At 39.4% G+C, this 25,796-nt stretch carries 15 protein-coding genes, 3 pseudogenes and 3 CRISPR repeat arrays (1 of these 21 running past the window's edge); of the genes and pseudogenes, 8 read left to right on the top strand and 10 right to left on the bottom strand.

Annotated features, from left to right (window positions below; genetic code table 11):
- Positions 1-329: 329 nt before the first annotated feature.
- Both MAE_RS13545 and MAE_RS13540 read right to left on the bottom strand, forming a co-directional pair.
- Entirely contained in the window at positions 330-1,532 is a 1,203-nt protein-coding gene (locus tag MAE_RS13545; RefSeq protein ID WP_002797952.1) for an S-layer homology domain-containing protein, read from the bottom strand.
- A gap of 30 nt (positions 1,533-1,562) precedes the next feature.
- The gene (locus MAE_RS13540; RefSeq protein WP_012266093.1) at positions 1,563-2,786 is read right to left on the bottom strand and encodes an NAD(P)/FAD-dependent oxidoreductase; all 1,224 of its coding nucleotides are present in this window, start codon (positions 2,784-2,786) and stop codon (positions 1,563-1,565) included.
- A 303-nt stretch (positions 2,787-3,089) separates the two neighbouring features.
- Here MAE_RS13540 and MAE_RS13535 point away from each other — a divergent pair, with 303 nt between their 5' ends.
- Together MAE_RS13535 and MAE_RS13530 are read left to right on the top strand one after the other, a co-directional pair.
- Complete coding sequence (locus tag MAE_RS13535; protein ID WP_012266091.1) at positions 3,090-4,277, top strand: glycosyltransferase; 1,188 nt, start codon at positions 3,090-3,092, stop codon at positions 4,275-4,277.
- Between the two features lie 282 nt (positions 4,278-4,559).
- The gene (locus MAE_RS13530) at positions 4,560-4,826 is read left to right on the top strand and encodes a hypothetical protein (protein ID WP_002784632.1); all 267 of its coding nucleotides are present in this window, start codon (positions 4,560-4,562) and stop codon (positions 4,824-4,826) included.
- Positions 4,827-4,830: 4 nt separating this feature from the next.
- Here MAE_RS13530 and MAE_RS13525 read toward each other — a convergent pair whose 3' ends face one another.
- The 6 genes and pseudogenes from MAE_RS13525 to MAE_RS34100 all read right to left on the bottom strand — a co-directional run bounded on the left by MAE_RS13525 (position 4,831) and on the right by MAE_RS34100 (position 8,764).
- Entirely contained in the window at positions 4,831-5,259 is a 429-nt protein-coding gene (locus MAE_RS13525) for a type II toxin-antitoxin system VapC family toxin (protein WP_002788601.1), read from the bottom strand.
- A gap of 9 nt (positions 5,260-5,268) precedes the next feature.
- On the bottom strand, positions 5,269-5,508 hold the full coding sequence (locus MAE_RS13520; protein WP_002793069.1) for an antitoxin: 240 nt from the start codon (positions 5,506-5,508) through the stop codon (positions 5,269-5,271).
- Between the two features lie 694 nt (positions 5,509-6,202).
- Positions 6,203-7,051, bottom strand: a pseudogene (locus MAE_RS13515) (IS5 family transposase).
- 108 nt (positions 7,052-7,159) lie between these two features.
- Positions 7,160-7,492 (bottom strand): hypothetical protein, encoded by a 333-nt coding sequence (locus MAE_RS13510; RefSeq protein WP_012266089.1) that lies wholly within the window; start codon positions 7,490-7,492, stop codon positions 7,160-7,162.
- Positions 7,493-7,701: 209 nt separating this feature from the next.
- Entirely contained in the window at positions 7,702-8,583 is an 882-nt protein-coding gene (locus tag MAE_RS13505; RefSeq protein ID WP_041804113.1) for a tetratricopeptide repeat protein, read from the bottom strand.
- Between the two features lie 34 nt (positions 8,584-8,617).
- Positions 8,618-8,764: a hypothetical protein gene (locus MAE_RS34100; RefSeq protein ID WP_172456657.1), complete on the bottom strand. Its 147-nt coding sequence runs from the start codon at positions 8,762-8,764 to the stop codon at positions 8,618-8,620.
- Between MAE_RS34100 and MAE_RS13500 the strand changes: the two genes are divergently transcribed.
- Both MAE_RS13500 and MAE_RS13495 read left to right on the top strand, forming a co-directional pair.
- Positions 8,706-10,184, top strand: coding sequence for an efflux RND transporter periplasmic adaptor subunit (locus tag MAE_RS13500; RefSeq protein ID WP_012266087.1), 1,479 nt, complete (start codon positions 8,706-8,708; stop codon positions 10,182-10,184). The genes MAE_RS34100 and MAE_RS13500 overlap by 59 nt on opposite strands.
- A gap of 197 nt (positions 10,185-10,381) precedes the next feature.
- The gene (locus MAE_RS13495) at positions 10,382-11,599 is read left to right on the top strand and encodes an ABC transporter permease (RefSeq protein ID WP_002799563.1); all 1,218 of its coding nucleotides are present in this window, start codon (positions 10,382-10,384) and stop codon (positions 11,597-11,599) included.
- A 60-nt stretch (positions 11,600-11,659) separates the two neighbouring features.
- On the opposite strand, the gene MAE_RS13490 is transcribed toward MAE_RS13495, so the two are convergent.
- Positions 11,660-12,091: an NUDIX domain-containing protein gene (locus MAE_RS13490; protein WP_002799564.1), complete on the bottom strand. Its 432-nt coding sequence runs from the start codon at positions 12,089-12,091 to the stop codon at positions 11,660-11,662.
- 323 nt (positions 12,092-12,414) lie between these two features.
- Between MAE_RS13490 and MAE_RS13480 the strand changes: the two genes are divergently transcribed.
- The 4 genes and pseudogenes from MAE_RS13480 (at position 12,415) to MAE_RS13470 (ending at position 14,268) form a co-directional block, all read left to right on the top strand.
- The gene (locus tag MAE_RS13480) at positions 12,415-13,344 is read left to right on the top strand and encodes an NAD(P)H-dependent glycerol-3-phosphate dehydrogenase (protein ID WP_012266085.1); all 930 of its coding nucleotides are present in this window, start codon (positions 12,415-12,417) and stop codon (positions 13,342-13,344) included.
- 138 nt (positions 13,345-13,482) lie between these two features.
- Positions 13,483-13,671: pseudogene (locus MAE_RS36465) on the top strand (IS4/Tn5 family transposase DNA-binding protein); the annotation flags it as partial.
- 3 nt (positions 13,672-13,674) lie between these two features.
- Positions 13,675-13,830, top strand: a pseudogene (locus tag MAE_RS36460) (IS4 family transposase); the annotation flags it as partial.
- 165 nt (positions 13,831-13,995) lie between these two features.
- The gene (locus MAE_RS13470) at positions 13,996-14,268 is read left to right on the top strand and encodes a lipopolysaccharide assembly protein LapA domain-containing protein (RefSeq protein WP_002788612.1); all 273 of its coding nucleotides are present in this window, start codon (positions 13,996-13,998) and stop codon (positions 14,266-14,268) included.
- 298 nt (positions 14,269-14,566) lie between these two features.
- Positions 14,567-17,505: direct repeats of the CRISPR family, unit length 37 nt; unit sequence GTTTCAATCCCTAATAGGGTTTAAGATTAATTGGAAC.
- 270 nt (positions 17,506-17,775) lie between these two features.
- Here MAE_RS13470 and MAE_RS29655 read toward each other — a convergent pair.
- Positions 17,776-18,998, bottom strand: a protein-coding gene (locus MAE_RS29655; RefSeq protein WP_125730310.1) for an ISAzo13-like element ISMae28 family transposase whose coding sequence is annotated in 2 segments (ribosomal slippage) — positions 17,776-18,518 and positions 18,518-18,998 — 1,224 coding nt in all. Because the reading frame shifts where the segments join, the coding sequence is not laid out codon by codon here.
- Between the two features lie 139 nt (positions 18,999-19,137).
- Positions 19,138-20,630: a CRISPR direct-repeat array (repeat unit 37 nt; unit sequence GTTTCAATCCCTAATAGGGTTTAAGATTAATTGGAAC).
- 290 nt (positions 20,631-20,920) lie between these two features.
- A CRISPR array of direct repeats spans positions 20,921-25,796; the repeat unit is 37 nt; unit sequence GTTTCAATCCCTAATAGGGTTTAAGATTAATTGGAAC (it continues 3,168 nt past the right edge of the window).

Genomic DNA, 25,796 nt, shown 5'->3' with positions numbered 1-25,796 from the left:
CGGGTCAAGAATCCTTTGTTAATTTTTCTGAATAGATATGAAGAAATGTCAAAAAGAGTGCTTGTATTTTCCTAACACACCCTTAATTTTTATGGACAAATTTCAATTAGGGCTTGCTGAATAAATCTAAAAACCTTGTTGGGTAAGACTTTTAGACTTTTTGTCAATCAAAAAGTACCGGATATGCGAGTGATCGGGGGGAAAATTCCTGGACTTTTTCCCTGAAAATTAGGTAATTGACCCCCTCAAAATCGGTAAAACCCTACACCCCACACCCCACACCCCACACCCCACACCCTGCCCCCAGGAAAAACTTTTTGCCGCAAACCCTAATTAACCCCACTCTGTTGCGTATCTTGACCCTGCAAAGCATCGGCAGCAGAAACACCATCACCCTGAAAACCAAAATACCATAAAGTAGCGGCAGCTTCAGCGCGATTTACCGGTCTTTTTGGCTGAAATAGGGTAGTAAAACCAAAAACTCGCCGAATATTGGCTTGTTCGGCATTTTGAAAATCGGCATAAAGAGCGCGCACCAGCTGCGGGTTAATTTTATTAGTATCCTGAAAACCCCAAGTATTTTTAATCGTATCAAGATTGGCACTCGGTAAAGCTTTTCTAATATCTAATGGCACTTTCCACGCGATTAAATCTTCCCGGGTTAAAGGAGCATTGGGACGGAATAAAAGGGCGCTACTATCTCCCGTTAAAGGAGAGGGAATTAACCCCGCTTCCGCTAATCCTTGAATATAAATATAATCGGGATCGTTATTTTTAACATCACTAAAAGCTGGGGAACTATTGGGAGTAGCTAAACGGATTTGTTTACCCGCTACATTGGCATAAATGGCATTATTAGCCTGTAACAACCAGCGAGCAAATTCTCGGCGCGTTATTGTATCATTAGGGTTAAACTGATTGTTATTACCTGTTAATACTCCTAATCTAGCTAAGTCTTGAATGTGGCTTTTTAAGGGATTAGGTAAGGATTCGAGATCGTTAAAACTGGTGGGATTAAGATTGGGTAAGGGGGAAGAAATGGGGGAGGGACTAGGGGAAGCAATCGGGGTTCCCGTTGGACGATAATCGAGGCTATATTCCGTATTGGGAGAAGTGGCAGTTATGGTGATAGTTAATTCTAAATTATCTCGACGGGCTGTCAAGGTGCTATTAACTCCTTCCCCAGAAAAGGGAGTGATAATTTCCCAATTATTATTAACTAATTCCTGTTGATAAAAAGCCTCGATCGCATTGCTGGGATCGTTGGATTGCCAACGGGTTTGTCCACCGGTATTATCAGGATTTGTCTGCACGGATAATAATTCTGATTGACTATATCGAGGAATTTCTGCGGGAAAATTTGCGGGTAATTGCTGGTTATTAGGAGAGTTTTCTGGTATGGGATTTGTTTGTAGATTAGGATCGGCAGCCAGACGATTTTCTAGGGCAGGATTGCCACTACAGGCTCCTAAAATACCCAGCAGAGTGATAATTGTACTGTAGCGAATAAACTTACTCACGGTCTTTACCAATATTGTTTCCTTAGCTTTATCCTAGCCTATTTACTCAGGTTTTTGACTAGGGAAAATTCGGTGCCACCATTGACGTAATTTCCCCAGCAGAAATCCTCCTAAACCTTTTGTGTATTTTTCAAATTTGTAGTAAAATAAAACGTCGATTATATCCTGGGTGGCAAGATACTTGAGATAGGATACTCCTTGATCGATACGCGCATCACTATATTCTAAATAAACTTTGCGACTGAGGCGAGCAGATAAATTCCATTTGGGTTGAAAATATTCTTGCATCCTCTGTTGATAAGGGGCAAAACTACTCGATTTTCCCTGTAAATATTCTTCCATGTATTGACAAGCAATTTCGGCTCCTTTCATAGCATAGCGAATACCTTCCCCTCCTAAAAAGTTAACCGTAGAAACAGCATCACCAATCGCTATAATATTCGGTTCTTGATAATAAATATCTTGCAGATTGAGCGAATATTCTAAAATAGAACCATGGATGTCGATTATCTCATATTTAGAGAGATTCATGTAGGTTTGAATAATTTGTGTAATATAACTTTTTAAAGGCTTAACTTCAGAAATATAAGGATGTTCTCCCTCTAACCAAGCAGCTCCTATTTTTAATTGCTGATTATCCATAGGAAAAATCCAACTATAACCTTTAGGACTCCATTTATGACCGAGAAAAAAAACTAAATTATCTTGATACTTTTGATAATCTAATTCTGGCACAGCAATTAAATATTCAATGCCCACTGCTTTTAAAAAATTAGGTTTTTCTCGTCTGTGTTTATACATAACTGCTCTAGCGTATCCCGTGGCATCAACCAATAAACGAGTATTAACTGTTTCGATTTCCTCGCCTTTTGATTTCAAGAAAACAGTTAGCTTATCCTCCATCTGTTGATATTTCAGATAACGACAACCTAAACGAACTTCTCCCCCCCAACGCAGCACTTCCGCCGCTAAAAACTCTCGCAATTTGGCAAAATCAAAAACTACCCCTAAAGGTTGCGGTGATGACCAAAAATGATGTATGCTAGTGGAGATAATTTCGATATTTTTCCAAAACCTAGCCACTACGGTTTCGGGGAGATTGAATTGTTCTAAAATTTCTAGGGGAGAAGCGGCACTAGAAAAGTTATTATCTTGCCAACTAGAATGTTGTTCCACTAAAAGAACACGATAACCTTTTTCACTTAATAATCTACCACAGTGACCTCCCGCCGGTCCACCCCCAATAATTACGACATCATAATCCATGATTTACTCCCTCGCCTAATCTTGCTAACTTGCTTTTATTTTACCCTAAATCGCCCTCTGTTAAACCCCAAACTTATGAAGCTGTTGTGCATCTAAATTTGATAAGTAGCTGGTTATAATTAAATTAAAAATGGATTTTGCCTTTAATCCCCCCTTGATCCCCCCTTGATTAGGGGGGTGCCGATAGGCGGGGGGATCCCCCCTGCCCCCCTTGATAAGGGGGGTGTCTGACAACTTTTAACACCTACCTACTTACTCTTTTTGACCTGTTCCCTATTCCCTCATCAAAATGTGGACTAACTTATGACATTTTTATTATTATTAGTTACTTTCCTATCGCTAATAATTTGGTTATATTTAATCTTAGCCAGGGGACAATTTTGGCTATCTAACCAAAAAATTAATCCTGTCACCTCTCCTTTAACAAATTATCCAAAAGTCTCGGCAATTATCCCCGCACGAAACGAAGCCGACGTTTTACCTATGAGTTTAACCTCCCTCTTTAACCAAGATTATCAAGGAGAACTTTCGATTGTTTTAATTGACGATCAAAGCAGTGATGGTACGGAAAAAGTTGCCCAAGAAATTGCTGATAAATATCATAAATTTGGACAAATAACTATTATTTCTGGACAACCTTTAGAGATAGGATGGACGGGTAAATTATGGGCAATGAAACAGGGAATAAAAGAGGCTACCGAGAAATTCGCACCCGATTATTTTCTCTTCACCGATGCCGATATTGCCCACGCACCAGATAATTTAACCCAATTAGTTACTAAAGCAGTACAGGAAAAACAAGCTTTAGTTTCCCTGATGGTGTTGCTACGCTGTGACAGTTTTTGGGAAAAATTTCTCATTCCTGCCTTTGTTTTTTTCTTCGAGAAACTCTATCCTTTTCCCCTAGTTAATAATCCTAATTCCCCGATAGCAGCCGCCGCCGGGGGTTGCATTTTAATTCGCCGAGATATCCTAGAAAAAATTGGCGGTATTGAGATTCTTAAACAAGCTTTAATTGATGATTGTTCTTTGGCGATTGCGGTTAAAAAATATCTGCAAAATCACCCCGAAAATACCGAGAGTTCCATCTGGTTAGGATTAACAGAAACCACCTATAGTCTCCGTCCCTATCCCGATTTAGCCAGCATTTGGAATATGGTAGCCCGCACCGCATTTACGCAACTAAATTACTCAACACTTTGGTTAATCGGGACAATTTTCGGGATGTTTTTAACCTATTTAGCCGCCCCCTTGGGTTTAATCTGGGGATTAGTCTTAAAAGAAACATCAATTATCATAATTAGCGCCGTCACCTTATTACTAATCGCCCTTTCCTATAGCCCGACTTTAAGACTATATAAATTATCCCCCCTGCGGGCTTTAACTTTACCACTAATTGCCCTCTTTTATAGTTTAATGACCGTCGATTCTGCCCTGCGTTATTGGCGCGGCCAAGGGGGAGGTTGGAAAGGGCGAGTTTATCCTAATTAGGGTTTGCTGAATAATGGTAAAACCCTTTTAAAATAGGTCTTTTGACCTGTTAAAATCTGATGTTAGTGCAAGAAAATAGTAACTGAAAAAGTCCAGTAGGGTGCGCCCTTCGATAGCGTAACGCACCAAATAAATTAATGATAGATAAGAACTCTTGCAAATTAATTATATGTCATAAAACATTTTACCATTTGGGGATGGGGGGGTGAGTGCGATTATCTGTAGTGCGATCATGGATTTTCAACTATAATCAAAGATATTGATTTATCCCATGAGGTAACAATGTTATCGATTAATCTAGATCGAGAAACCGAGAACTATCTAGCAGACATCATTTCTGAAGAGAATATTAGCTCAGAAGAACTTCTGAAAAAACTCATTTACGAACATTGGCAAAGCTTAAAACCGCGTAAAACTTTATCACAACGCCGGGGAGGTCATCCTCAGCATCTTTTAGAAAATGCTCCACCTGATTTGTCATTGCGAGAAAACCGCAAAAAAGTAGTTGCAGAATATATACAAAACCATCATCAGCAACATCATTTATGACAAATTATCCCCCAAAAATTATTACAGAATCAATCAACCAATTCTCTAACTTCAAAGCAGGCACACGCTCAAATTCACGAGTATTTGCGGTAACAAGAGTCAGATCAAGCGCTAGAGAATGAGCAGCAATCAGTAAATCATTTGGACCGATTGGGGTTCCTGCTTGCTCCAAATGTTTACGAATTAGGGCATAGTGCTTATCTACAGTTGATTCTAATGGCAAAACTGTCAAGAACTCCAGGATGCGTTCTAGTTGCTGCACCAGACGGGAGGAACCACTTTTAACCACTCCAAATCTTAATTCACACGCCACAATGATGCTCGTACAAACGCTTTCTTCGCCGACATCCACAATATGCTGGAAAACCTGACCTTGGGGATACCTGATCAAATGTGATAGGATGTTAGTATCAAGCAGATATTGATAGGTCATTGGGTGGTACTAAAATGTAATGTCATCAAGGGGAAGCAACCCTTCATCTATATCAGGAAAATTGTCTGTAATGTCTGGCAAAGTAGTCAGCAAAGAAATTAGAGAACCGGAAGAAATCGGCTCAATGATTAAGCGATGACCTTCTTTGCGTAACAAAACCTCTGTACTTGATAGGGCCAGTTCAGGAGGAATAGTTAATACTTGCTCTTGTCCACTTGTTAGTAAAGAAACCTGACGTAAATTTTGCATCTGTTGACCCCTTTGTTAATGATCGCCTTACTATTTTAACTTATTTATCTAGTTATCTCGTTCCCAGGTAGAACCTGGGAACGCTTGATTCAGGTTCTACCTGATAACTGTTGACTGATAACTGTTTACTGAAATTCCAGTTCTTCCTAAATACTACTTTAAGGCAGAGCCTTAGATATTATGTTCCAAGGCTCTGCCTTGGAACAAGAAATACCTAAAGGATAAGCAATATAGCCATCTGGGCGTTTTTCAACAATAGAACTCTTGCAAATTAATTATATGTTATAATGATGGGTTAACTAATTTTCCCCAAAAAATTAGTTAACCAGTACATTAGTCCTGAATGAAAACTTGAAGTTTAACTTTTAACTCAAAACTCTTTAGAGCTGCTTTAATTTGGTTATCAAAACCTCTTTATTTAAGCGGCACAAACTATCTCAATTTTTATAATTGAGAATAAATTCTCCTTGACTTGATTAATCTTTAGGCAACTTTTAAGAAGCTGCTATACCTATCCCTAACTCACAGTTATAAATGGGAGCATCTCACTTACGCGATAAGTAATTATACTTAGCCTAAAAGCCACTCTTAATCGTGTCTTGGAACGAAATAGAGGCTTTTAAAGACTGCGTACATGGAGAATTAAAACAAGAATTACCCTCGAAAAGCCTATTTTTCCACTAAGTATTTATGCTCATTGCAAAGGTGAGATGCTCCCGTTATAAATAGCCGCCAACAAGTTAACTCTTAAACTATATCTTCGACGACGATTCCGATATTTACAGGATAATATTTTAAAGATTTTGAGTTTCCTATTTATAGGTTCAATGATAATTCTTTCTTTGGCCAAAGCCTTGTTATACTCCTTTTCTAAGTCTGTTAATTTTCCATTTTTCGGTTTCTTTTTCGGTGTATAACTATTACTATGGTATGCAGCTATTCCCTGATAACCACTGTCTTCTATGCTGGTAGTTAAAGGATGAAAACGAACTCGACTTTTTTTAAATAAACTAAAATCATGACCTCTGACTTTCCCACAAAAGACACAGATAATTTCCTCTGTATTTTGATCAGCTACTAATTGGGATTTTAAAGTATGATAACCTCTTTTACCCCCCAAAAAATCTTTCGGTTTCTTTTGGGGGCGTTCAATGGGAGTTTCCGTTACATCCATTACCGTTACGACCGGTATCTCTGCTTGATTGAGTAAAGCTTTTTTTCCTTTTAAACGGAAGTTTCCCGATTGTAAAAGCATTTTTTCCGTCTTATTTACAATCCGACATATAGTTGATTCTGATAGTTCCCAGCTTGTACCAATGTGAAAATATGTTCTATATTCTCGCCAATATTCTAACGTTACTAAAACTTGTTCTTCTATAGATAGTTTAGGTTTCGGTCCCCTTTTAGATGGTGAATTAGAGTCGGCTTCAACACTTTTTACTGATTCTACCATCTTTCTATAGGTTTGTTTATACACACCGAAACGGCGTTTGAATTGTTCATCTGATCAGTTTTGATAATCCATAATTTTGCTAATAAACATAGCAAAATTATAGATGATTTCCTGACCTAAGATCACATTTTATTCTTTTTTCCACTTCAATCTAAGAATTGAGAAAAAAGCAAAACCTTATATTATACCATAAAAAAATTATGCAAGAGGTCTAATCTCCAACTCCCTTGCTAAAATCTTTTTCAACGCCTCATTTCTCAACTCAGAAGGCATTTGGCCATTCTCCAGTTTTAAGCGTAACTCTCCCCCCCGCAAACCAAACTTAACCCGTCCAAAGCGAAAATCAAGCCACTGCTGATTAAAATTAAGCCGCACTGATAGGGCGATCGCCTCTGGATCAGACTTTTTCAAAGGCGAAAAAAGTCCCTTCGACTCAGGCGCCAGGGGTTCTCCCGAAATCTCCAAGTGCAGACATTCAGGATACTTATTATCATGTTCTGTCACCGCAATTGCCCTTGATTGCTTTGCCATCATCCTAGGCCTTTCAAACCCTTAACTATAATAATTGTACTGTATGTGGGGTTTGCGGCAAAAAGTTTGTTGTTTTGCTAATAAAGTCCCAAAACCATTTTTTAGCAAAGCTGCTACCGATATTCAGCCAGCCCTAATTAGCTAGAGCAAGCCTCAAGAATTCCTAGCAAATTAACTAAGGGGTTATCTTAATGCTTGCTGCTATCAGCTTAATTTTCTTCCTCCGCTTCTGGGGTTGGTTGTGGTAAACGAGCGATAAAATCTTTCATTTTGGGATGATTAAACATTTTCTCCGTATCTTGCAGAAGACGTTGACCCCAGAGATTTTCCTCTAAAAATTCCAGACTGACATAACGACTATCGCTAGTGAGAGCGGCCTGAGCTAATTTGATGCCCTCCTCAGTTTTACCTTGACTATAAACGGCCACCGCAATAGCTAACTGAGGTTCCGGCTGTTTAGGATCGATTTTCAAAGCGGTGCGCCAATCTTTAAGGGCTGCTTCCTTATCACCCTGTTCGTATTTAACTAAACCAATATTATTAATAGCCGGCCAAAAATTTTTATCTTGACTAACAGCTTTTTCGTAAGCTGCAATCGCCGCAGGATATTGTTCTAACTTGAGATAGGAATTACCCAGATCAAAAAGAGCGGGGGAGATATCGGGTTTCATTTGCAAACCCGCTTCAATCTGGGCAATAGCAGACTGGTAATCTTGATTCTGAAAATAGGCACTACCGAGGGAAAATTTAATATTAGCGTGGGCATCGGCGGGAGCAAGGGACAAAGATTGATTTAATGCCTCGATACCGAGTTGCACCTGATCGTCTTGCAGATATAAACTACCGAGAATAAACCAAGTTTGATAGAGATGGGGGGCTAACTGCACCGCTAACTTAGCCCGTCCGAGGGCCGCATCGGTACGGCGAAAACGAGCTAATTGGATGGCATCTTCGGCGATTTCAATTCCCGCTTGTTCCATCTGTTCTAACTCCGGTTCGATGGCGTAGGGGAGTAGCGCTTGGGAAAAAGCCAGCGGGCTGCCAGCGACGAAAAAAACGAGCAAAGAAATGATTAATTGAAGTTTTGGCACAGTTTACCCCCGCGATAGGCCTTTTTTAATCAGTCTATCTCGCTTGGGAGTTGTTGGCTAAAGAAACAACAAAGGCAGCTCTAGAGACGTTAGTATATAACCAATTAACTTTTGGCTGATCGATGGCAATAACCGTGTTGGGAAAATCAAATCGCCCCCTATTTTGGATATTCGGACTCATGGCTAGTGGTTTTCTGGCGGTGGGAGTGGTTTCTTATCGCTTGCTGCAAACACCTCCTCCTGGCCTAGAATTGGCGAAAATGACCGTTCCTGCTCAACGGGAAACCCTCGCTGTGGAAATTAAAGCTAGTGGTAGGGTGGAACCAATCCAAAGTGTCAACATTAGCCCAAAAAACCCCGGCCGATTAGTGCGATTATTGGTAGATCAGGGCATGATTGTTAAAAAGGGACAAACCCTCGCCGTCATGGATAATTTAGAGGTTTATGCCCGAGGAATGCAGTCAGAAGCGCATCTACGGGAAGCTCTAGCCAATCTGGAACAGGCTAAACGCAGCATTCCCGAAGATATCCGGCAATTACAAGCCCGATTTTATCAGGCCCAGGCCAGTTATAAGCAATTAGAAGCCCGTTTAGCTCAGGCCAAAGAAAGAATTCCCAAAGATTTAGACCAGCTGCAAGCTCAGGTACAAGCAGCCCAATCCCGTTTTCGACTAGCAGAAAATCGGGTTAAACGCAATGAAAATTTAGTCCGGGAAGGGGCGATCGCCCAAGACCAATTTGATGCCGTCCTCAATGAATATCTCAACGCTAAAGCCAATTTAGACGAATCGATCCGCCGTTTGGAACAAGCGGATAAAACCGCTTCCCCAGAAGTGGCCGGAATTGAGCAGGAAATGATAGGAGCGGCAGCAGCGATCGCAGAAGCGAAATTTGCCCTCGAACAACGCCAAAAAACCCAAGAAACCGAGCTTGCTCGACTAGAATCATCTGTAGCGGCCGCTAGGGCCGATTTAGAGCAAATTAAGATTCAATACCGCGATACGGTCATTACTGCTCCCTTTGATGGCATCGTCACCCAAAAATACGCCACCGAGGGTTCTTTTGTCACTCCCACCACTTCGGCCTCCAGTACCGCTTCCGCCACTTCCACCTCGATTATCGCCCTAGCATCGGGATTGGAAGTGATTGCTAAAGTGCCGGAAGTAGATGTGGGTTTATTGCAGCGCGGCCAACCAGTGCGCATTGTCGCCGATGCTTTTCCTGAAGAAGTCTTTGAAGGTCGAGTTATTCTCGTGGCTCCCGAAGCGATTATCGAGGATAATGTTACTTCTTTTGAAGTGAGAATCGGTTTGGTGACGGGACGGGACAAACTCAAATCGAAAATGAATGTGGATGTAACTTTTGTCGGCCAGCAGTTAGATAATGCCCTCGTCGTGCCGACTGTCGCCATTGTCACCCGGGAAGGCAAGTCAGGGGTTTTAGTTCCCGATGCCGAAAATAAACCCAGTTTTCAACCCGTTTCGATCGGTTTGGTCTTAGACGATAAAACCCAAATTTTATCAGGTTTGGAAGCTGGAGAAAAGGTCTTTATCGATCTCCCCGAAGGGGCCGAAGATACCTCGAAAACTAATCAAAAATAATCAAAAATCTCAATAATTTTTCTTAACAAATATCTCCAAATTGTCTTTTTTCTGATCGGACAGGATTCAGGAAATGGGGGAATGGGGGAATGGGGGAATGGGGAAATGGGGGAATTCAACTAATACCCCAAAACCCCAAAACCCTACAACTATCTAACCGATAACTGATAACTGATCACTGATAACTGATAACTGATATGTTGATCACCGAAAGTTTAAAAATGGCCGTCTCCACCCTAGGGGCCAATAAAGTGCGTAGCGGCCTGACTATGTTAGGGATTATCATCGGTAACGCTTCGGTGGTGGCCATGATCGGTATTGGCCAAGGGGCGCAAACCTTAGCCAATGACCAGTTTGCTAACTTGGGACCCAATACCATTTTTGTGGTGCCGGGGTCGCGACAAGCACGCAATACCACCGTTAATTTACCGAAAACCCTAGTTTTAGCCGATGCTCAGGCGATCGCCGAACAGGTTCCCACCGTCGCTGAAGTCGCCCCGGAAATAAACGCTCGTTTCCTGATTTCCCATCGTAATCGCAACATGACGGCTCTAGTCACGGGAAGCACCCCAGAATACGCTTCTGTCCGCAATTTTACCCTAGAAAAAGGTCGTTTTATCAATAATATCGATCTAGCCCGCAACAAACGGGTAACGGTGATCGGCACGGAAGTGGCAGCGCAACTTTTTCCCACCCAAAATCCCCTTGGTCAACAGCTGCGGATCAAAAATCTCAGTTTTGAGGTGATCGGGATTTTAGAGGCGAAAGGCTCCTTTTTTGGCAATAATCAGGATGAAATGCTGATTATTCCCCTTAGCACCATGAACTCGCAACTGGTGGGCAAAACCGGACCCTACGGTGTCGAGTTGAGTTGGATTAGTCTCACCGCGCGATCGGGGGAGGAAATCCGCGCTGCTAAGTTCCAAATCCAGAATCTTCTGCGTTTACGCCATAAAATCGTCGCTGAGGATGATTTTCGCGTCGAAACTGCTAAACAGATGATCGAAATCTTCGCCACGATTACTCAGGGTCTCACCCTACTTTTGGCTTTAATCGCTGGTATTTCCCTGATTGTCGGTGGTATCGGGGTAATGAATATTATGCTCGTTTCGGTTTCGGAAAGAACCGGGGAAATCGGACTAAGAAAAGCGATCGGAGCCAGAGAACAGGATATTCTCTTACAATTTCTGATTGAATCAACTCTCGTTTCCATCGCCGGCGGTGCGCTTGGTATTCTCGTCGGTGCAGGAGCGATCGTTCTCGTCTCCAGTTTCTCTCCCCTGGCTGCCACTGTTTCCGCCACCGCCGTCGCCCTGTCTTTGAGCGTTTCCACGGGTATTGGTCTCTTTTTTGGCGTTTTTCCCGCCTATCGTGCCTCTAAATTGGAGCCGATTGTCGCCCTCAGAAGTGTCTAATTTTTTAAGGTTTTTCGGGGACGTTTTTGGCAAGGATTGCTTTTATGGCTAGGTTGGGGTCTAATGTGTGGGACGAATTTTATAATCCCGATAACGACGATAATCATTGAGAATGCGATCGTGATCAAAGCATAAAGGTTGGGGGAATTCCCAGAGATGAAAAATCCCGACTTTTTTGGCATCATCGGCAGCGATCGGTTGGCCTTTTGCCGTGGCGATAAAAACGATACTAATGGTGTGTTGACGCGGATCGCGGTTAGGATCGGAATAGACGTGAAATTGCTCGATTAACTGCACCTGCAAACTGATTTCCTCGTAAGCTTCCCGAATGGCCGCCGTTTCCACCGATTCGCCGTAGTCCACGAATCCCCCCGGAATTGCCCAGCCAAAGGGCGGATTTTTTCTCTCAATTAGTACGATCGGACGGTGGGGCGAGTCGATCAGTTCGATGATAATATCAACAGTGGGGGCAGGATTGCGATAGTTTGTCATTTTTTTCAGTTATCAGTGAACAGTTAAGTAAGTAGTTATAATTAAATTGAAGATAGATTTTGCCTCTGATCCCCCCTGCCCCCCTTGATAAGGGGGGTGCCGATAGGCGGGGGGATCCCCCCTGCCCCCCTTGATAAGGGGGGTGCCGATAGGCGGGGGGATCCCCCCTGCCCCCCTTGATAAGGGGGGTGTCTGACAACTTTTAACACCTACCTACTTATCAGTAATCGGTGAATAATTTCATTTAAGACTCATAACCTTCAAATCGAATCATTTCTAACCAGTCACTGATCAGGGATCACTAATAAGGAGGAGAATAAAAGTTGTTAGAAAATGCCAAGAAAATTACGGTTATAGGTGGGGGAATTTGGGGACAAACTCTCGCTAATTTGGCTAGACTTAATCACTTAGCTGTTAGGGTTTGGTCGCGTCATACTGGGGAAGATTTAGGGGCTATTATAGCAGATACTGAGGTAATTATTTCAGCAGTTTCGATTAAAGGAGTTGTTCCAACGATCGAAAAATTACAGCAATTACAATTAAATTCTCGCATAATTATCGTCACCGCTACTAAAGGATTAGAGCCAATCACCACTCGTACCCCTTTTCATCTGTGGAATCAAGCTTTTCCCGCTAATCCCCTTGTGGTTCTTTCCGGTCCCAATTTAGCTAAAGAAATTAATCAAGGTTTACCCGCTGCCACGGTGGTAGCAAGTTATCTGCAAAAAGCAGCAATATTGTTACAAAAATTATTATCTGGGGAATCTTTTCGGGTTTATCTTAATAGCGATCCCTTGGGGACTGAGTTAGGTGGCACTCTCAAAAATGTCATGGCGATCGCTTCTGGGGTTTGCGATGGTTTACAGTTAGGTACTAATGCCAAATCTGCCCTGTTAACTCGCGCTTTACCGGAAATAGTTCGGGTGGGAACTTGTCTAGGAGGTTGTCAAGAAACTTTCTTCGGTTTATCGGGTTTAGGGGATTTATTAGCCACCTGTAATAGTCCTTTATCTCGCAATTATCAAGTGGGTTATCAATTAGCTTTAGGTTTATCTTTGCCTGAGATTTTAGCAAAGTTAGAGGGAACTGCCGAGGGAATAAATACCACAGAAGTTTTGATGAGAATTGCCCAAGAAAAAAATTTATATGTACCGATTACCTGCCAAGTTGATCGTCTTTTGCGCGGGGAAATTTCTCCCCAAGTTGCCGTTTATGAATTGATGCGTCGGGATTTAAAAGCAGAATTTGATTAAGAGACAAGAGATTTTTCAGTGATCAGTAATCAGTTAGTCGGAGCTTTCTTAACAAAAAGAGAAGAAACTTAAAAAAAGGGGAACCGATTGATAGGTATAGTTTTGAAAGAAGGAATCAAGGTGGAGGTGAGCAAAAAAATGGAGAAATGGGCAGCCCAAGAATTACAGTATGCAGACCTAGGAGACACGAGAAGAAAGAAAAGGTTAATCAGTATCGTGGAAAACTTGGCCAGCCAACTTAGTACAAGCGTACGACATTCCTCGGCAAATCTAGCCGCCGTCAGTGCCACATCTGATTTTGGGAATTCACCCTATTTTCAACCTTCAGTGGTGAGAATGATTGCTTCTCTTGGGGTTTTTTTAGGTAGAAAAGGCGACGGTGAACCTAGTGTTAAAACTATTTGGTTAGGACTGGGAAGGTTACATGATATCAGCCAGACTTGGAAACTATCTGATCAAATTAGTTCCCCCATAGAACCCCCTTGAGCAATCTTGCACACTTTTCTCTTTTTGTCAAATTTTATGTTAAGAAAGATGCGACTAATGGATAGGAGGGCCACGAATAAAGAAAAATGGTATTAATAGGGAGCTAACTGCGAAATTAGCCTACAAAACCTGAAAAAATCTCCCACAAACATGGCGAGGACAAGCATGAATACAATTAGTAATTTTTTAGCTAGTGCTATTGTCGGCGGCTGGATTATGACCATGGCAGTTTTTGCTATTCAAAATATCCAACCAGTTTCTTTAAAGTTTCTACAATTTGAGTCAATTAAAGTACCTATCGGTGTTTTATTGGCTTTTTCTTTGGGAATTGGATTTTTTATGGCCGCATTTATCCCCGCTTTTTTGAGAAAGTCGAAAAAATCTCCTCGCAGTCGCTTTCCTCCCCCACAACCGGGGTTAGACGAGTTTGATTTTTAGATAGGGTTTGCGGCAAAAAGTTTGTTGGTGGGGTTAGGAGTCAGTAGCCGGTCGTCGGTCGTCAGTAGTCGGTCGTTTCAGGCTTTGTTGCCCTCTCTTTTCGTACCAACTTATATACTACAAGAAGGATAATGCAAGGTTTTTGAGGGTCCCAATCCGATTTTCGCAGCATGAACATCGGATTTTAACAGGTCAAAAGCCTTATTTTCAAAGGGTTTTACCATTATTCAGCAAGCCCTAGTTAGTAAAAGTATAGTCAAATATAGACAGACTGAATTCCATTTCAGAAATTCCCTTCACTTCAATCCCTAATAGGGTTTAAGATTAATTGGAACTTGCTTTTTCACGAGAGGGCAAACACTAGCCTAAAGTGAGGTTTCAATCCCTAATAGGGTTTAAGATTAATTGGAACTTAAATTATGGCGTGGCTTCATTAAAAAGTAAATGGTTTCAATCCCTAATAGGGTTTAAGATTAATTGGAACTCGGCTAGAGATAGCTGAATATTTAGAAAATCATGGTTTCAATCCCTAATAGGGTTTAAGATTAATTGGAACGATATTTGGGCATCTGCGACAAGGGCAGATTTTCCCTCGTTTCAATCCCTAATAGGGTTTAAGATTAATTGGAACTCGGCAGTCTGGGTGGATTAAGCCGGTGGTAATTGTTTCAATCCCTAATAGGGTTTAAGATTAATTGGAACTTATTCAGCCACCGCCGCAACTGCTGTTCCGAGGGGTTTCAATCCCTAATAGGGTTTAAGATTAATTGGAACGCGTGGCATAGCGGCGAAATCAGCAATATTTCTGTTGTTTCAATCCCTAATAGGGTTTAAGATTAATTGGAACTGTCAAGACGCGCCGGCGAGAATTGGATTTATTGGCGTTTCAATCCCTAATAGGGTTTAAGATTAATTGGAACTCAGATAGCTTAGGGCTACCATTGCGGACAATGGCAGGTTTCAATCCCTAATAGGGTTTAAGATTAATTGGAACGGAACCGAAAGCGGGTGATAGGGTTCCCGACGAGTAGTTTCAATCCCTAATAGGGTTTAAGATTAATTGGAACATTTTTGAAAAAACTGCCAGAAAATAAGGCAGTTACGTTTCAATCCCTAATAGGGTTTAAGATTAATTGGAACGAAATTTTAATCAGTGCCGCTATTAGCCTAGCTTTGTTTCAATCCCTAATAGGGTTTAAGATTAATTGGAACCTGGTTAGGACTGTTAGTATGTGTTTTATGTCGATGTTTCAATCCCTAATAGGGTTTAAGATTAATTGGAACTTCATTTCTTCGTATTCTTCCACGGAATACAAAAAAGTTTCAATCCCTAATAGGGTTTAAGATTAATTGGAACCCTTATAAAAGTACATATCTACAGGATACTCCGAAGTTTCAATCCCTAATAGGGTTTAAGATTAATTGGAACTCAAGCTTAGGAGAAACAGCCAAAAATAAAGGAAAGTTTCAATCCCTAATAGGGTTTAAGATTAATTGGAACGATACCCCGATACTCTCGCACCAAAGGAATACAGTGTTTCAATCCCTAATAGGGTTTAAGATTAATTGGAACAAGCTGTATATCTAAGTCGTTTTCTACAGAACTTAGTTTCAATCCCTAATAGGGTTTAAGATTAATTGGAACTCCGATTATCCGGGCAAAAGCCGAGAGGGAAGGAAAGTTTCAATCCCTAATAGGGTTTAAGATTAATTGGAACTAGCGCGTGAAAAATTTGAATTAGCTCAAGCCTCTGGTTTCAATCCCTAATAGGGTTTAAGATTAATTGGAACTGATTTTTTATTGAGAATAAGTTGCAAGTAAAATGTTTCAATCCCTAATAGGGTTTAAGATTAATTGGAACCTCTAGAAGCCGGAATTAAAGAGGCACTTTTATGGTTTCAATCCCTAATAGGGTTTAAGATTAATTGGAACATGAGCAATGCTTAAAAATAGCCACGGAAATAATCAAGTTTCAATCCCTAATAGGGTTTAAGATTAATTGGAACCTTTTCTTTGTTTGTACTTTCATTATACCATAGTGTTTCAATCCCTAATAGGGTTTAAGATTAATTGGAACTCTTTTTGAGTATAGCTCCAACACCCGCAAATACGGGGTTTCAATCCCTAATAGGGTTTAAGATTAATTGGAACTTGTATTCAGTACCGAAATCATCGGTATAGTTGGGGTTTCAATCCCTAATAGGGTTTAAGATTAATTGGAACCCAATAATCATTACTGAGGGAGCTAAAAAAGCCGGGTTTCAATCCCTAATAGGGTTTAAGATTAATTGGAACTCGATCCTATTTTTCGGCTGTGATTCCAATCTCCCAGTTTCAATCCCTAATAGGGTTTAAGATTAATTGGAACCCCAGACGGGAAATCGATGGGCGTAGCTTTGCACAGTTTCAATCCCTAATAGGGTTTAAGATTAATTGGAACTTAAATTATGGCGTGCCTTCATTAAAAAGTAAATGGTTTCAATCCCTAATAGGGTTTAAGATTAATTGGAACGATTTAAACTAAGATTGTAGGCTAGGTACACCAGCGTTTCAATCCCTAATAGGGTTTAAGATTAATTGGAACGAAGGTCAAAGATTTTTTCAGCAAATGCAAAATTTGTTTCAATCCCTAATAGGGTTTAAGATTAATTGGAACGCTTTCCTGACGAGACAAAGTGACAACTTTGTGCGTTTCAATCCCTAATAGGGTTTAAGATTAATTGGAACTAGGCTTACCTTCCCATTCAACCCGTTCTGTCAGGTTTCAATCCCTAATAGGGTTTAAGATTAATTGGAACGATAAATTATCACTTACAATTCGGTTGTGTGTAGTGTTTCAATCCCTAATAGGGTTTAAGATTAATTGGAACGGGAATTTTCGGATTGTTGCACAGGGACTCACAAAGTTTCAATCCCTAATAGGGTTTAAGATTAATTGGAACCTGATCAAAGAAAAAGGCTGTCTCCCGGCCCGCCTGTTTCAATCCCTAATAGGGTTTAAGATTAATTGGAACCAGATAATTCTGCTTGATCCGAAGATTTTGCATTTGCGTTTCAATCCCTAATAGGGTTTAAGATTAATTGGAACCAGATAATTCTGCTTGATCCGAAGATTTTGCATTTGCGTTTCAATCCCTAATAGGGTTTAAGATTAATTGGAACGATAATCGCCCTTATCGCTCAAAGGCACTGTCTTAAGGTTTCAATCCCTAATAGGGTTTAAGATTAATTGGAACAGTTTTGACCGAATCCGATGCCAAAAATATTGCTGTTTCAATCCCTAAGGGACTTCCAGAGAATAAAATACCCAACAAAAAAATAGAAAAGTGTTTTTTTGAAAAAGTAATTATTTTTGTCTAGGAAAACAAAGAGTCTCCCATTACAACCTATTTTTCCGAAAAAATAGGCAGCACAAACTCTTATACTTCCGAGCTTTTTCGAGTATAACAAGGACAAGTTAAAGAATCAAAGACAGTTTTTAGCTAACCATCTTAGTTAACTACAAACTAGGTCTTATCATAATAGATATCAATAAACCATTGTCCCAAATCGGGAAAGTCTTGATTCGTTGATTCTGTGAGACGTTCGATTTTTTCTTCGATTTTTTCCATGGCTTTTTTAGTAAGCTTTACTCCTTTTTCATAAGTTTCAGTAATCAACTTAACAATCGGGTGTTTTCCTTTCCAAGTCATAGTTTGGGCGAATTTCAAAGCCGTTTCGATTTCATCTAAAATACTCCCATTCCAAGGGTTTTCTAACACAGCCCAGGTTCGTTCAATAGGATTATATTTACTATGGTAAGGGGGATAGTAAGCTAAACGTATATTAACTTGATATTTTTGGGAAAACTCAACTATACGTTTCATGAACTGAGTTCGTCTCGAATTATTTTCTGGTCCATTATCTTGATTAATTATCAAAGTTTTAATTTTCTCAAAACGAGATTTTTCCGACTCCCAGAAATCTTCTAATATATCAACAATAAAGTCACTGGTGACTGTGGAGGCAGTGAAATACAAAAACAACTCATCAAATTCTGGAATAAATATTCCGTAAGGGGTTAGGGTTGTTTTCGGATTAAAATCATGATCGTTTGTTTCGACAGTTATTCTATTCTTACCTCCTCGATCAAATAGTCCAATATTAACACGGGCTTTGGCATCCAAACTAAGACGTAACATCGTAGGGTCTTCATCCGCTTCCCGATTAATGTTAGCTAATTCCTCAAAGATTGCCTCGGTTTCTGGAATTTTTTTTGAGGTAAAACTTTAGCGACTCTTTTCAGACGATAACCTAAGTTATTTAATTTAACCCGAATAGTTTCCTCGCTCGGTAAATCCTCATCACTGTACCCATATTTAGAGATTAATTGCTTTCGGACTTCGGCCGCACTCAGTCTCACATAAAGCCTTTGGCTTTTAAAACTTGGGTCAGTTTGGCTTTGAGAATCCACTAAACTTTTGATGTTTTCCAATAGAAAAGGTAAATGTTCTTCTGCTTTTTTCCGCCCCTTAGCTGAATGATTATCAACACAAATAATACCTCTTTTTAGTTCTTTAATTCCTTTACGAATAGTAGTTCGATTCCAGCCTAACTCCTGTGCAGCAAGGGTTTGTCCCCCATAGCCTAATTCTAAGACTGTTTGGGCCATGAATCTTCTTTTAGCTGCACCTTTTAATTGAAGTGCAGTTTCACTGAGCAATTTCTTGAGGGAATCAGTTAATTCCATATACACTTACAAAGAAAAACTTGATTAATAATGTACAGGATTAATTCTACTACAAAATTGGAAGGAGGAGGCAACCATCGACCCCTACCTCCTACACTCCGAGAATGATTATTATTCTTGAGCATGAATAGTTTATTTTTTGGAAGTCCCTAATAGGGTTTAAGATTAATTGGAACGATTGCTTCCCGGTTAGCATCATCATCAAAAGAAGTTTCAATCCCTAATAGGGTTTAAGATTAATTGGAACGCTATCAATTCAAGATGAGGGGAATTTAGTAGGCGGTTTCAATCCCTAATAGGGTTTAAGATTAATTGGAACTCGATCAGTCAAGAGGGTGATCGCTATTCATCGATTAACTGTTTCAATCCCTAATAGGGTTTAAGATTAATTGGAACGTTGGGATTGGCTTTAAAAGGCGTTACCTCGAAGGGGTTTCAATCCCTAATAGGGTTTAAGATTAATTGGAACCCGCCGCTCCTACACCGACGCTATTGCCAGTTTCAAAGTTTCAATCCCTAATAGGGTTTAAGATTAATTGGAACGCTAAAAATCTGATGCCGATAAGTCAGTCCAACTGGTTTCAATCCCTAATAGGGTTTAAGATTAATTGGAACAAATATGTCCAGTGGCAAGTATCGAGAGGTGCTTACGTTTCAATCCCTAATAGGGTTTAAGATTAATTGGAACCCATACGGTTTTGTCACTATGGCAATAAGAAGCAAATGTTTCAATCCCTAATAGGGTTTAAGATTAATTGGAACGAATTACTTGCTAATGAAAAAGAATCGATTAAAAAGTTTCAATCCCTAATAGGGTTTAAGATTAATTGGAACTCGGAAAAATTGTTAATCGTCTTTTCCGATTCTGCGTTTCAATCCCTAATAGGGTTTAAGATTAATTGGAACAATTCGTCTGTTTCTTTACCAGCAAAATACTTGGTGTTTCAATCCCTAATAGGGTTTAAGATTAATTGGAACAAGAGGTAATCGAATTTACTAAATATCCGATCTGGGGTTTCAATCCCTAATAGGGTTTAAGATTAATTGGAACACCGTAGAATCACGGAACGATATGGGTTACAGTTTGTTTCAATCCCTAATAGGGTTTAAGATTAATTGGAACGCCAGTAAAAACAAATACTTAGGAGTAAAAACCATGTTTCAATCCCTAATAGGGTTTAAGATTAATTGGAACAATTTCATTTCCCGAATCCCGCGCCCGACGATCCTTGTTTCAATCCCTAATAGGGTTTAAGATTAATTGGAACCCGGGTAACACTCTTTGCGGATTCCCGTTTTACATGTTTCAATCCCTAATAGGGTTTAAGATTAATTGGAACCCCCATTACCTCAACCGTAAACTGGCCATCAGAATGTTTCAATCCCTAATAGGGTTTAAGATTAATTGGAACCAGTTGGATGGGCGGGAACTACCTACACCTCAATCACGTTTCAATCCCTAATAGGGTTTAAGATTAATTGGAACAAGTTTACTGAATTAGATTTAAAAGAATGATTAGCAGTTTCAATCCCTAATAGGGTTTAAGATTAATTGGAACTTGGTCTGCCCAGGCTGTCTCGTACCATTCGGGCTGGTTTCAATCCCTAATAGGGTTTAAGATTAATTGGAACGCTTATGGGCATCAGTAATTTTACCAAAGCAGGAGTTTCAATCCCTAATAGTGGGACTTAGACAAAAAACAAATCGAGAAAAGCCTCAACCCCAATCCCTGCTTGGGATTTACTTCGAGAAGCCCAAAATCGCTGAAACCCAGATAGATCAAGGAAAATCATAAATCGAGGTTAACCCTTTGTCCCGTAATGGTTTGAGCCTTTTTTGCTGCCCGAAAATGCCTAAGTCCCAATAGGGTTTAAGATTAATTGGAACGATTAAATTGGCTGTACAACGAAGCTCAATTACAAGTTTCAATCCCTAATAGGGTTTAAGATTAATTGGAACGCTGAACAAGGTAATTTATCTTCGTAAGTATCCAAGTTTCAATCCCTAATAGGGTTTAAGATTAATTGGAACGTTAGAGACTTAAGTAAACCGCAACCTGTACCTCGTTTCAATCCCTAATAGGGTTTAAGATTAATTGGAACCTCAGGTGAAACCGGATGGAATACCCGTATCGCCTATGTTTCAATCCCTAATAGGGTTTAAGATTAATTGGAACAATTAAGGCGAGGGGTGCGATACTGCACTATCAGGGTTTCAATCCCTAATAGGGTTTAAGATTAATTGGAACAATTCATCTATTTGCTTACCAGCAAAATACTTAGTGTTTCAATCCCTAATAGGGTTTAAGATTAATTGGAACCTTCTAGCTGATCAGCAAAAGATGTGCCGTCAAATGTTTCAATCCCTAATAGGGTTTAAGATTAATTGGAACTATTTTCTCTATTTTAGTAGGTTGAGCAGGAGTTGGTTTCAATCCCTAATAGGGTTTAAGATTAATTGGAACCTTACTGTTTTGCGTGCAATATCTTCTGATACTTCATAGGTTTCAATCCCTAATAGGGTTTAAGATTAATTGGAACAGTCACACCGTCGTCATTATTTCCACTACCAGAAGCGTTTCAATCCCTAATAGGGTTTAAGATTAATTGGAACGCGGAGTTTAAGAGAGTTATCCTATCCTTTGCCAGTTTCAATCCCTAATAGGGTTTAAGATTAATTGGAACTAATCGCTATCGGATTAGTTTTAATTTCGATTGTGTTTCAATCCCTAATAGGGTTTAAGATTAATTGGAACTTTTTAATTATTGCCGATGGAATTGCAGAATTTCGGTTTCAATCCCTAATAGGGTTTAAGATTAATTGGAACTTTAATTATTGCCGATGGAATTGCAGAATTTCGGTTTCAATCCCTAATAGGGTTTAAGATTAATTGGAACATCTTTTTAGGCTCCCAAATGGGAGCATTGGAATAGTTTCAATCCCTAATAGGGTTTAAGATTAATTGGAACAAAACTGGAGTTTTGATTTAGCCGATTTGTTTGAGGTTTCAATCCCTAATAGGGTTTAAGATTAATTGGAACTGGCGAGAGATAATGAGAAGATATGCTTATAAAGAGTTTCAATCCCTAATAGGGTTTAAGATTAATTGGAACTCGATCTAAAAGTTACTCCGGTAAAAAAGGTTTGTGGGTTTCAATCCCTAATAGGGTTTAAGATTAATTGGAACGAGGGCAATTACCCCTTAATCTCTAATAAGAAATTGTTTCAATCCCTAATAGGGTTTAAGATTAATTGGAACAATAATTTTATATTTAAGAGATCCCTTCTTATGGCGTTTCAATCCCTAATAGGGTTTAAGATTAATTGGAACGTTTGTCGCGAGGAGACACATCAGAAAGCCAAAGAGGTTTCAATCCCTAATAGGGTTTAAGATTAATTGGAACCAGTAGATTTCTGATCGTTCCGAGGCTAGAGCGAGGTTTCAATCCCTAATAGGGTTTAAGATTAATTGGAACCCGATTCTACAGGAGGTCAGATGAAGTATTCGGTTTCAATCCCTAATAGGGTTTAAGATTAATTGGAACGTTTTACAAATCCCATCAACTTGTCCTCCTTTTTTGTTTCAATCCCTAATAGGGTTTAAGATTAATTGGAACAAACTTTTGTGAATCCCTCAACTAATGGGCTCATGTTTCAATCCCTAATAGGGTTTAAGATTAATTGGAACTTTTCATGGTATTATAAAAAGGTGAATGATAGACGGATGAGTTTCAATCCCTAATAGGGTTTAAGATTAATTGGAACCCCCGAGCAAAGCCGAAGGGTCGCTAAAAAAAATGTTTCAATCCCTAATAGGGTTTAAGATTAATTGGAACTTAGTTGCGGTCGTCTTTCTCTATAATTTAATATTACGTTTCAATCCCTAATAGGGTTTAAGATTAATTGGAACGATGATATTTATCTTGATGCTTCAATTGAAACTAACGGTTTCAATCCCTAATAGGGTTTAAGATTAATTGGAACTGCATTCTTGGCACAGACCTAAAAATGTCTAAAATGTTTCAATCCCTAATAGGGTTTAAGATTAATTGGAACAATGCGATCGCTAATTTGAATAAATCTGCCAATGCGTTTCAATCCCTAATAGGGTTTAAGATTAATTGGAACCCGGTGGGTTTCAGCCCACTGTAATCTGTCAATGTTTCAATCCCTAATAGGGTTTAAGATTAATTGGAACGGATCGAGCGTTGCGACCCTTATAGTCCACAGCAAAGTTTCAATCCCTAATAGGGTTTAAGATTAATTGGAACCAAGAGATCGAAGCGCTATTATTGCGGGTAGAAGGTTTCAATCCCTAATAGGGTTTAAGATTAATTGGAACGATCGAGAGCTTGGCAAGCAGGCAAAGGTCGATCACAAGTTTCAATCCCTAATAGGGTTTAAGATTAATTGGAACAATCAAGCAGGTAGTTAAAACTACCTGCTTTTAAGTTTCAATCCCTAATAGGGTTTAAGATTAATTGGAACGCCAATTTAATCCTACTCCTCTAGCCACTATTAACTGTTTCAATCCCTAATAGGGTTTAAGATTAATTGGAACGGGTTTGCCTGAGGATTAAAACTAAGAATATTTAGTTTCAATCCCTAATAGGGTTTAAGATTAATTGGAACTTGAACAAAAACCGAAGTTTTTGCCTGAATTACGTTTCAATCCCTAATAGGGTTTAAGATTAATTGGAACAATTAAATCTCCCCGCTCAAAGAAGCGATATAGGGAAGTTTCAATCCCTAATAGGGTTTAAGATTAATTGGAACCAGGGAGTAGGGTATTTACCAGATACTCCTATAGACGTTTCAATCCCTAATAGGGTTTAAGATTAATTGGAACAGACATTGCCACGGCAGGCATCATTCCTAAAAACGTTTCAATCCCTAATAGGGTTTAAGATTAATTGGAACGAGTCTGTGAATGTAAGTATAAATATTCACGGAAGTTTCAATCCCTAATAGGGTTTAAGATTAATTGGAACCTGGTAGTGGGAACAATGATGATGGGGTGACTTACAGTTTCAATCCCTAATAGGGTTTAAGATTAATTGGAACTATAGATTACTACTCTAGCTCTTTCAAGGTATTACGTTTCAATCCCTAATAGGGTTTAAGATTAATTGGAACTCTAGAGGCATCACAATATATAAGTTCATTCAGCAGTTTCAATCCCTAATAGGGTTTAAGATTAATTGGAACTCAGGAAGTTACCAGTAGGGTCGCTGTAGTTTTGGGTTTCAATCCCTAATAGGGTTTAAGATTAATTGGAACAGGAACTTTGATGATTTATGTAGATAATTTTTACAAGTTTCAATCCCTAATAGGGTTTAAGATTAATTGGAACAATTAGATAGCTATGCAGTCAGAATTTACGATGGGTTTCAATCCCTAATAGGGTTTAAGATTAATTGGAACTTAGGAGTAAAAACAATGCCTATTAAATCTTTAACGTTTCAATCCCTAATAGGGTTTAAGATTAATTGGAACGGGCATCAAGAGTCACATCAAGATTATTTTCCGAGTTTCAATCCCTAATAGGGTTTAAGATTAATTGGAACGATAGTAGTTTAAGAACTTTGGCTAAGACTTGCCTGTTTCAATCCCTAATAGGGTTTAAGATTAATTGGAACCCTAGCAGAGCGTCTCAAGTTTTAGAAGTAATCGAGTTTCAATCCCTAATAGGGTTTAAGATTAATTGGAACGATTTATGCTGTTAAGGGGTCGTCGTCGTTGTGGAGTTTCAATCCCTAATAGGGTTTAAGATTAATTGGAACAATGATGCGTCGCTGCTATCAATTCAAGATGAGGGGGTTTCAATCCCTAATAGGGTTTAAGATTAATTGGAACTGTTTATTGATTTTTCTTGAGTTTAAGTTAGAATGTTTCAATCCCTAATAGGGTTTAAGATTAATTGGAACGAGCGAGACTGCATCCCCGGAATCCTTAAAATCGTTGTTTCAATCCCTAATAGGGTTTAAGATTAATTGGAACGGTCTGCCCAGGCTGTTTCGTACCATTGGAACTTGTTTCAATCCCTAATAGGGTTTAAGATTAATTGGAACTTTTTCCCCAAGACTCCCTTCGGAGTTAGTCTGAGTTTCAATCCCTAATAGGGTTTAAGATTAATTGGAACGCTAATTTAATTCCCCGGTCGATTAATCTTGATCACGTTTCAATCCCTAATAGGGTTTAAGATTAATTGGAACCTAGTAACAAATGTATCCCCCTGTTAAAATTCCTTTGTTTCAATCCCTAATAGGGTTTAAGATTAATTGGAACGGCAATGAGATTTTAGACTTTCAGAATGCAACTTTGTTTCAATCCCTAATAGGGTTTAAGATTAATTGGAACTGAAAGTCGGTTAGGAACCCGATCGCGTTAAGCCCGTTTCAATCCCTAATAGGGTTTAAGATTAATTGGAACGAATCATGATCGAGATGTTGTTTTAGGGAAAATTGGTTTCAATCCCTAATAGGGTTTAAGATTAATTGGAACGAGAAAGAGAAATTGAGTATCAATTCCAATCAAAGTTTCAATCCCTAATAGGGTTTAAGATTAATTGGAACCCTAAACAAAGAAGATCGTATTTTTGGGGAAATCGGTTTCAATCCCTAATAGGGTTTAAGATTAATTGGAACTTGTGCTTTCTCTAACGCCCAATTAATAACATTTAGTTTCAATCCCTAATAGGGTTTAAGATTAATTGGAACAAAATTCGTGAGGATTGGGATTCAGCAATTATCGTGTTTCAATCCCTAATAGGGTTTAAGATTAATTGGAACGCGATC

This window comes from Microcystis aeruginosa NIES-843 (genome assembly GCF_000010625.1).
Taxonomy (GTDB): Bacteria; Cyanobacteriota; Cyanobacteriia; order Cyanobacteriales; family Microcystaceae; genus Microcystis; species Microcystis aeruginosa.
Note: the sequence above shows the minus strand (reverse complement) of the source record. Positions and strands in the feature narration are given on the sequence as shown.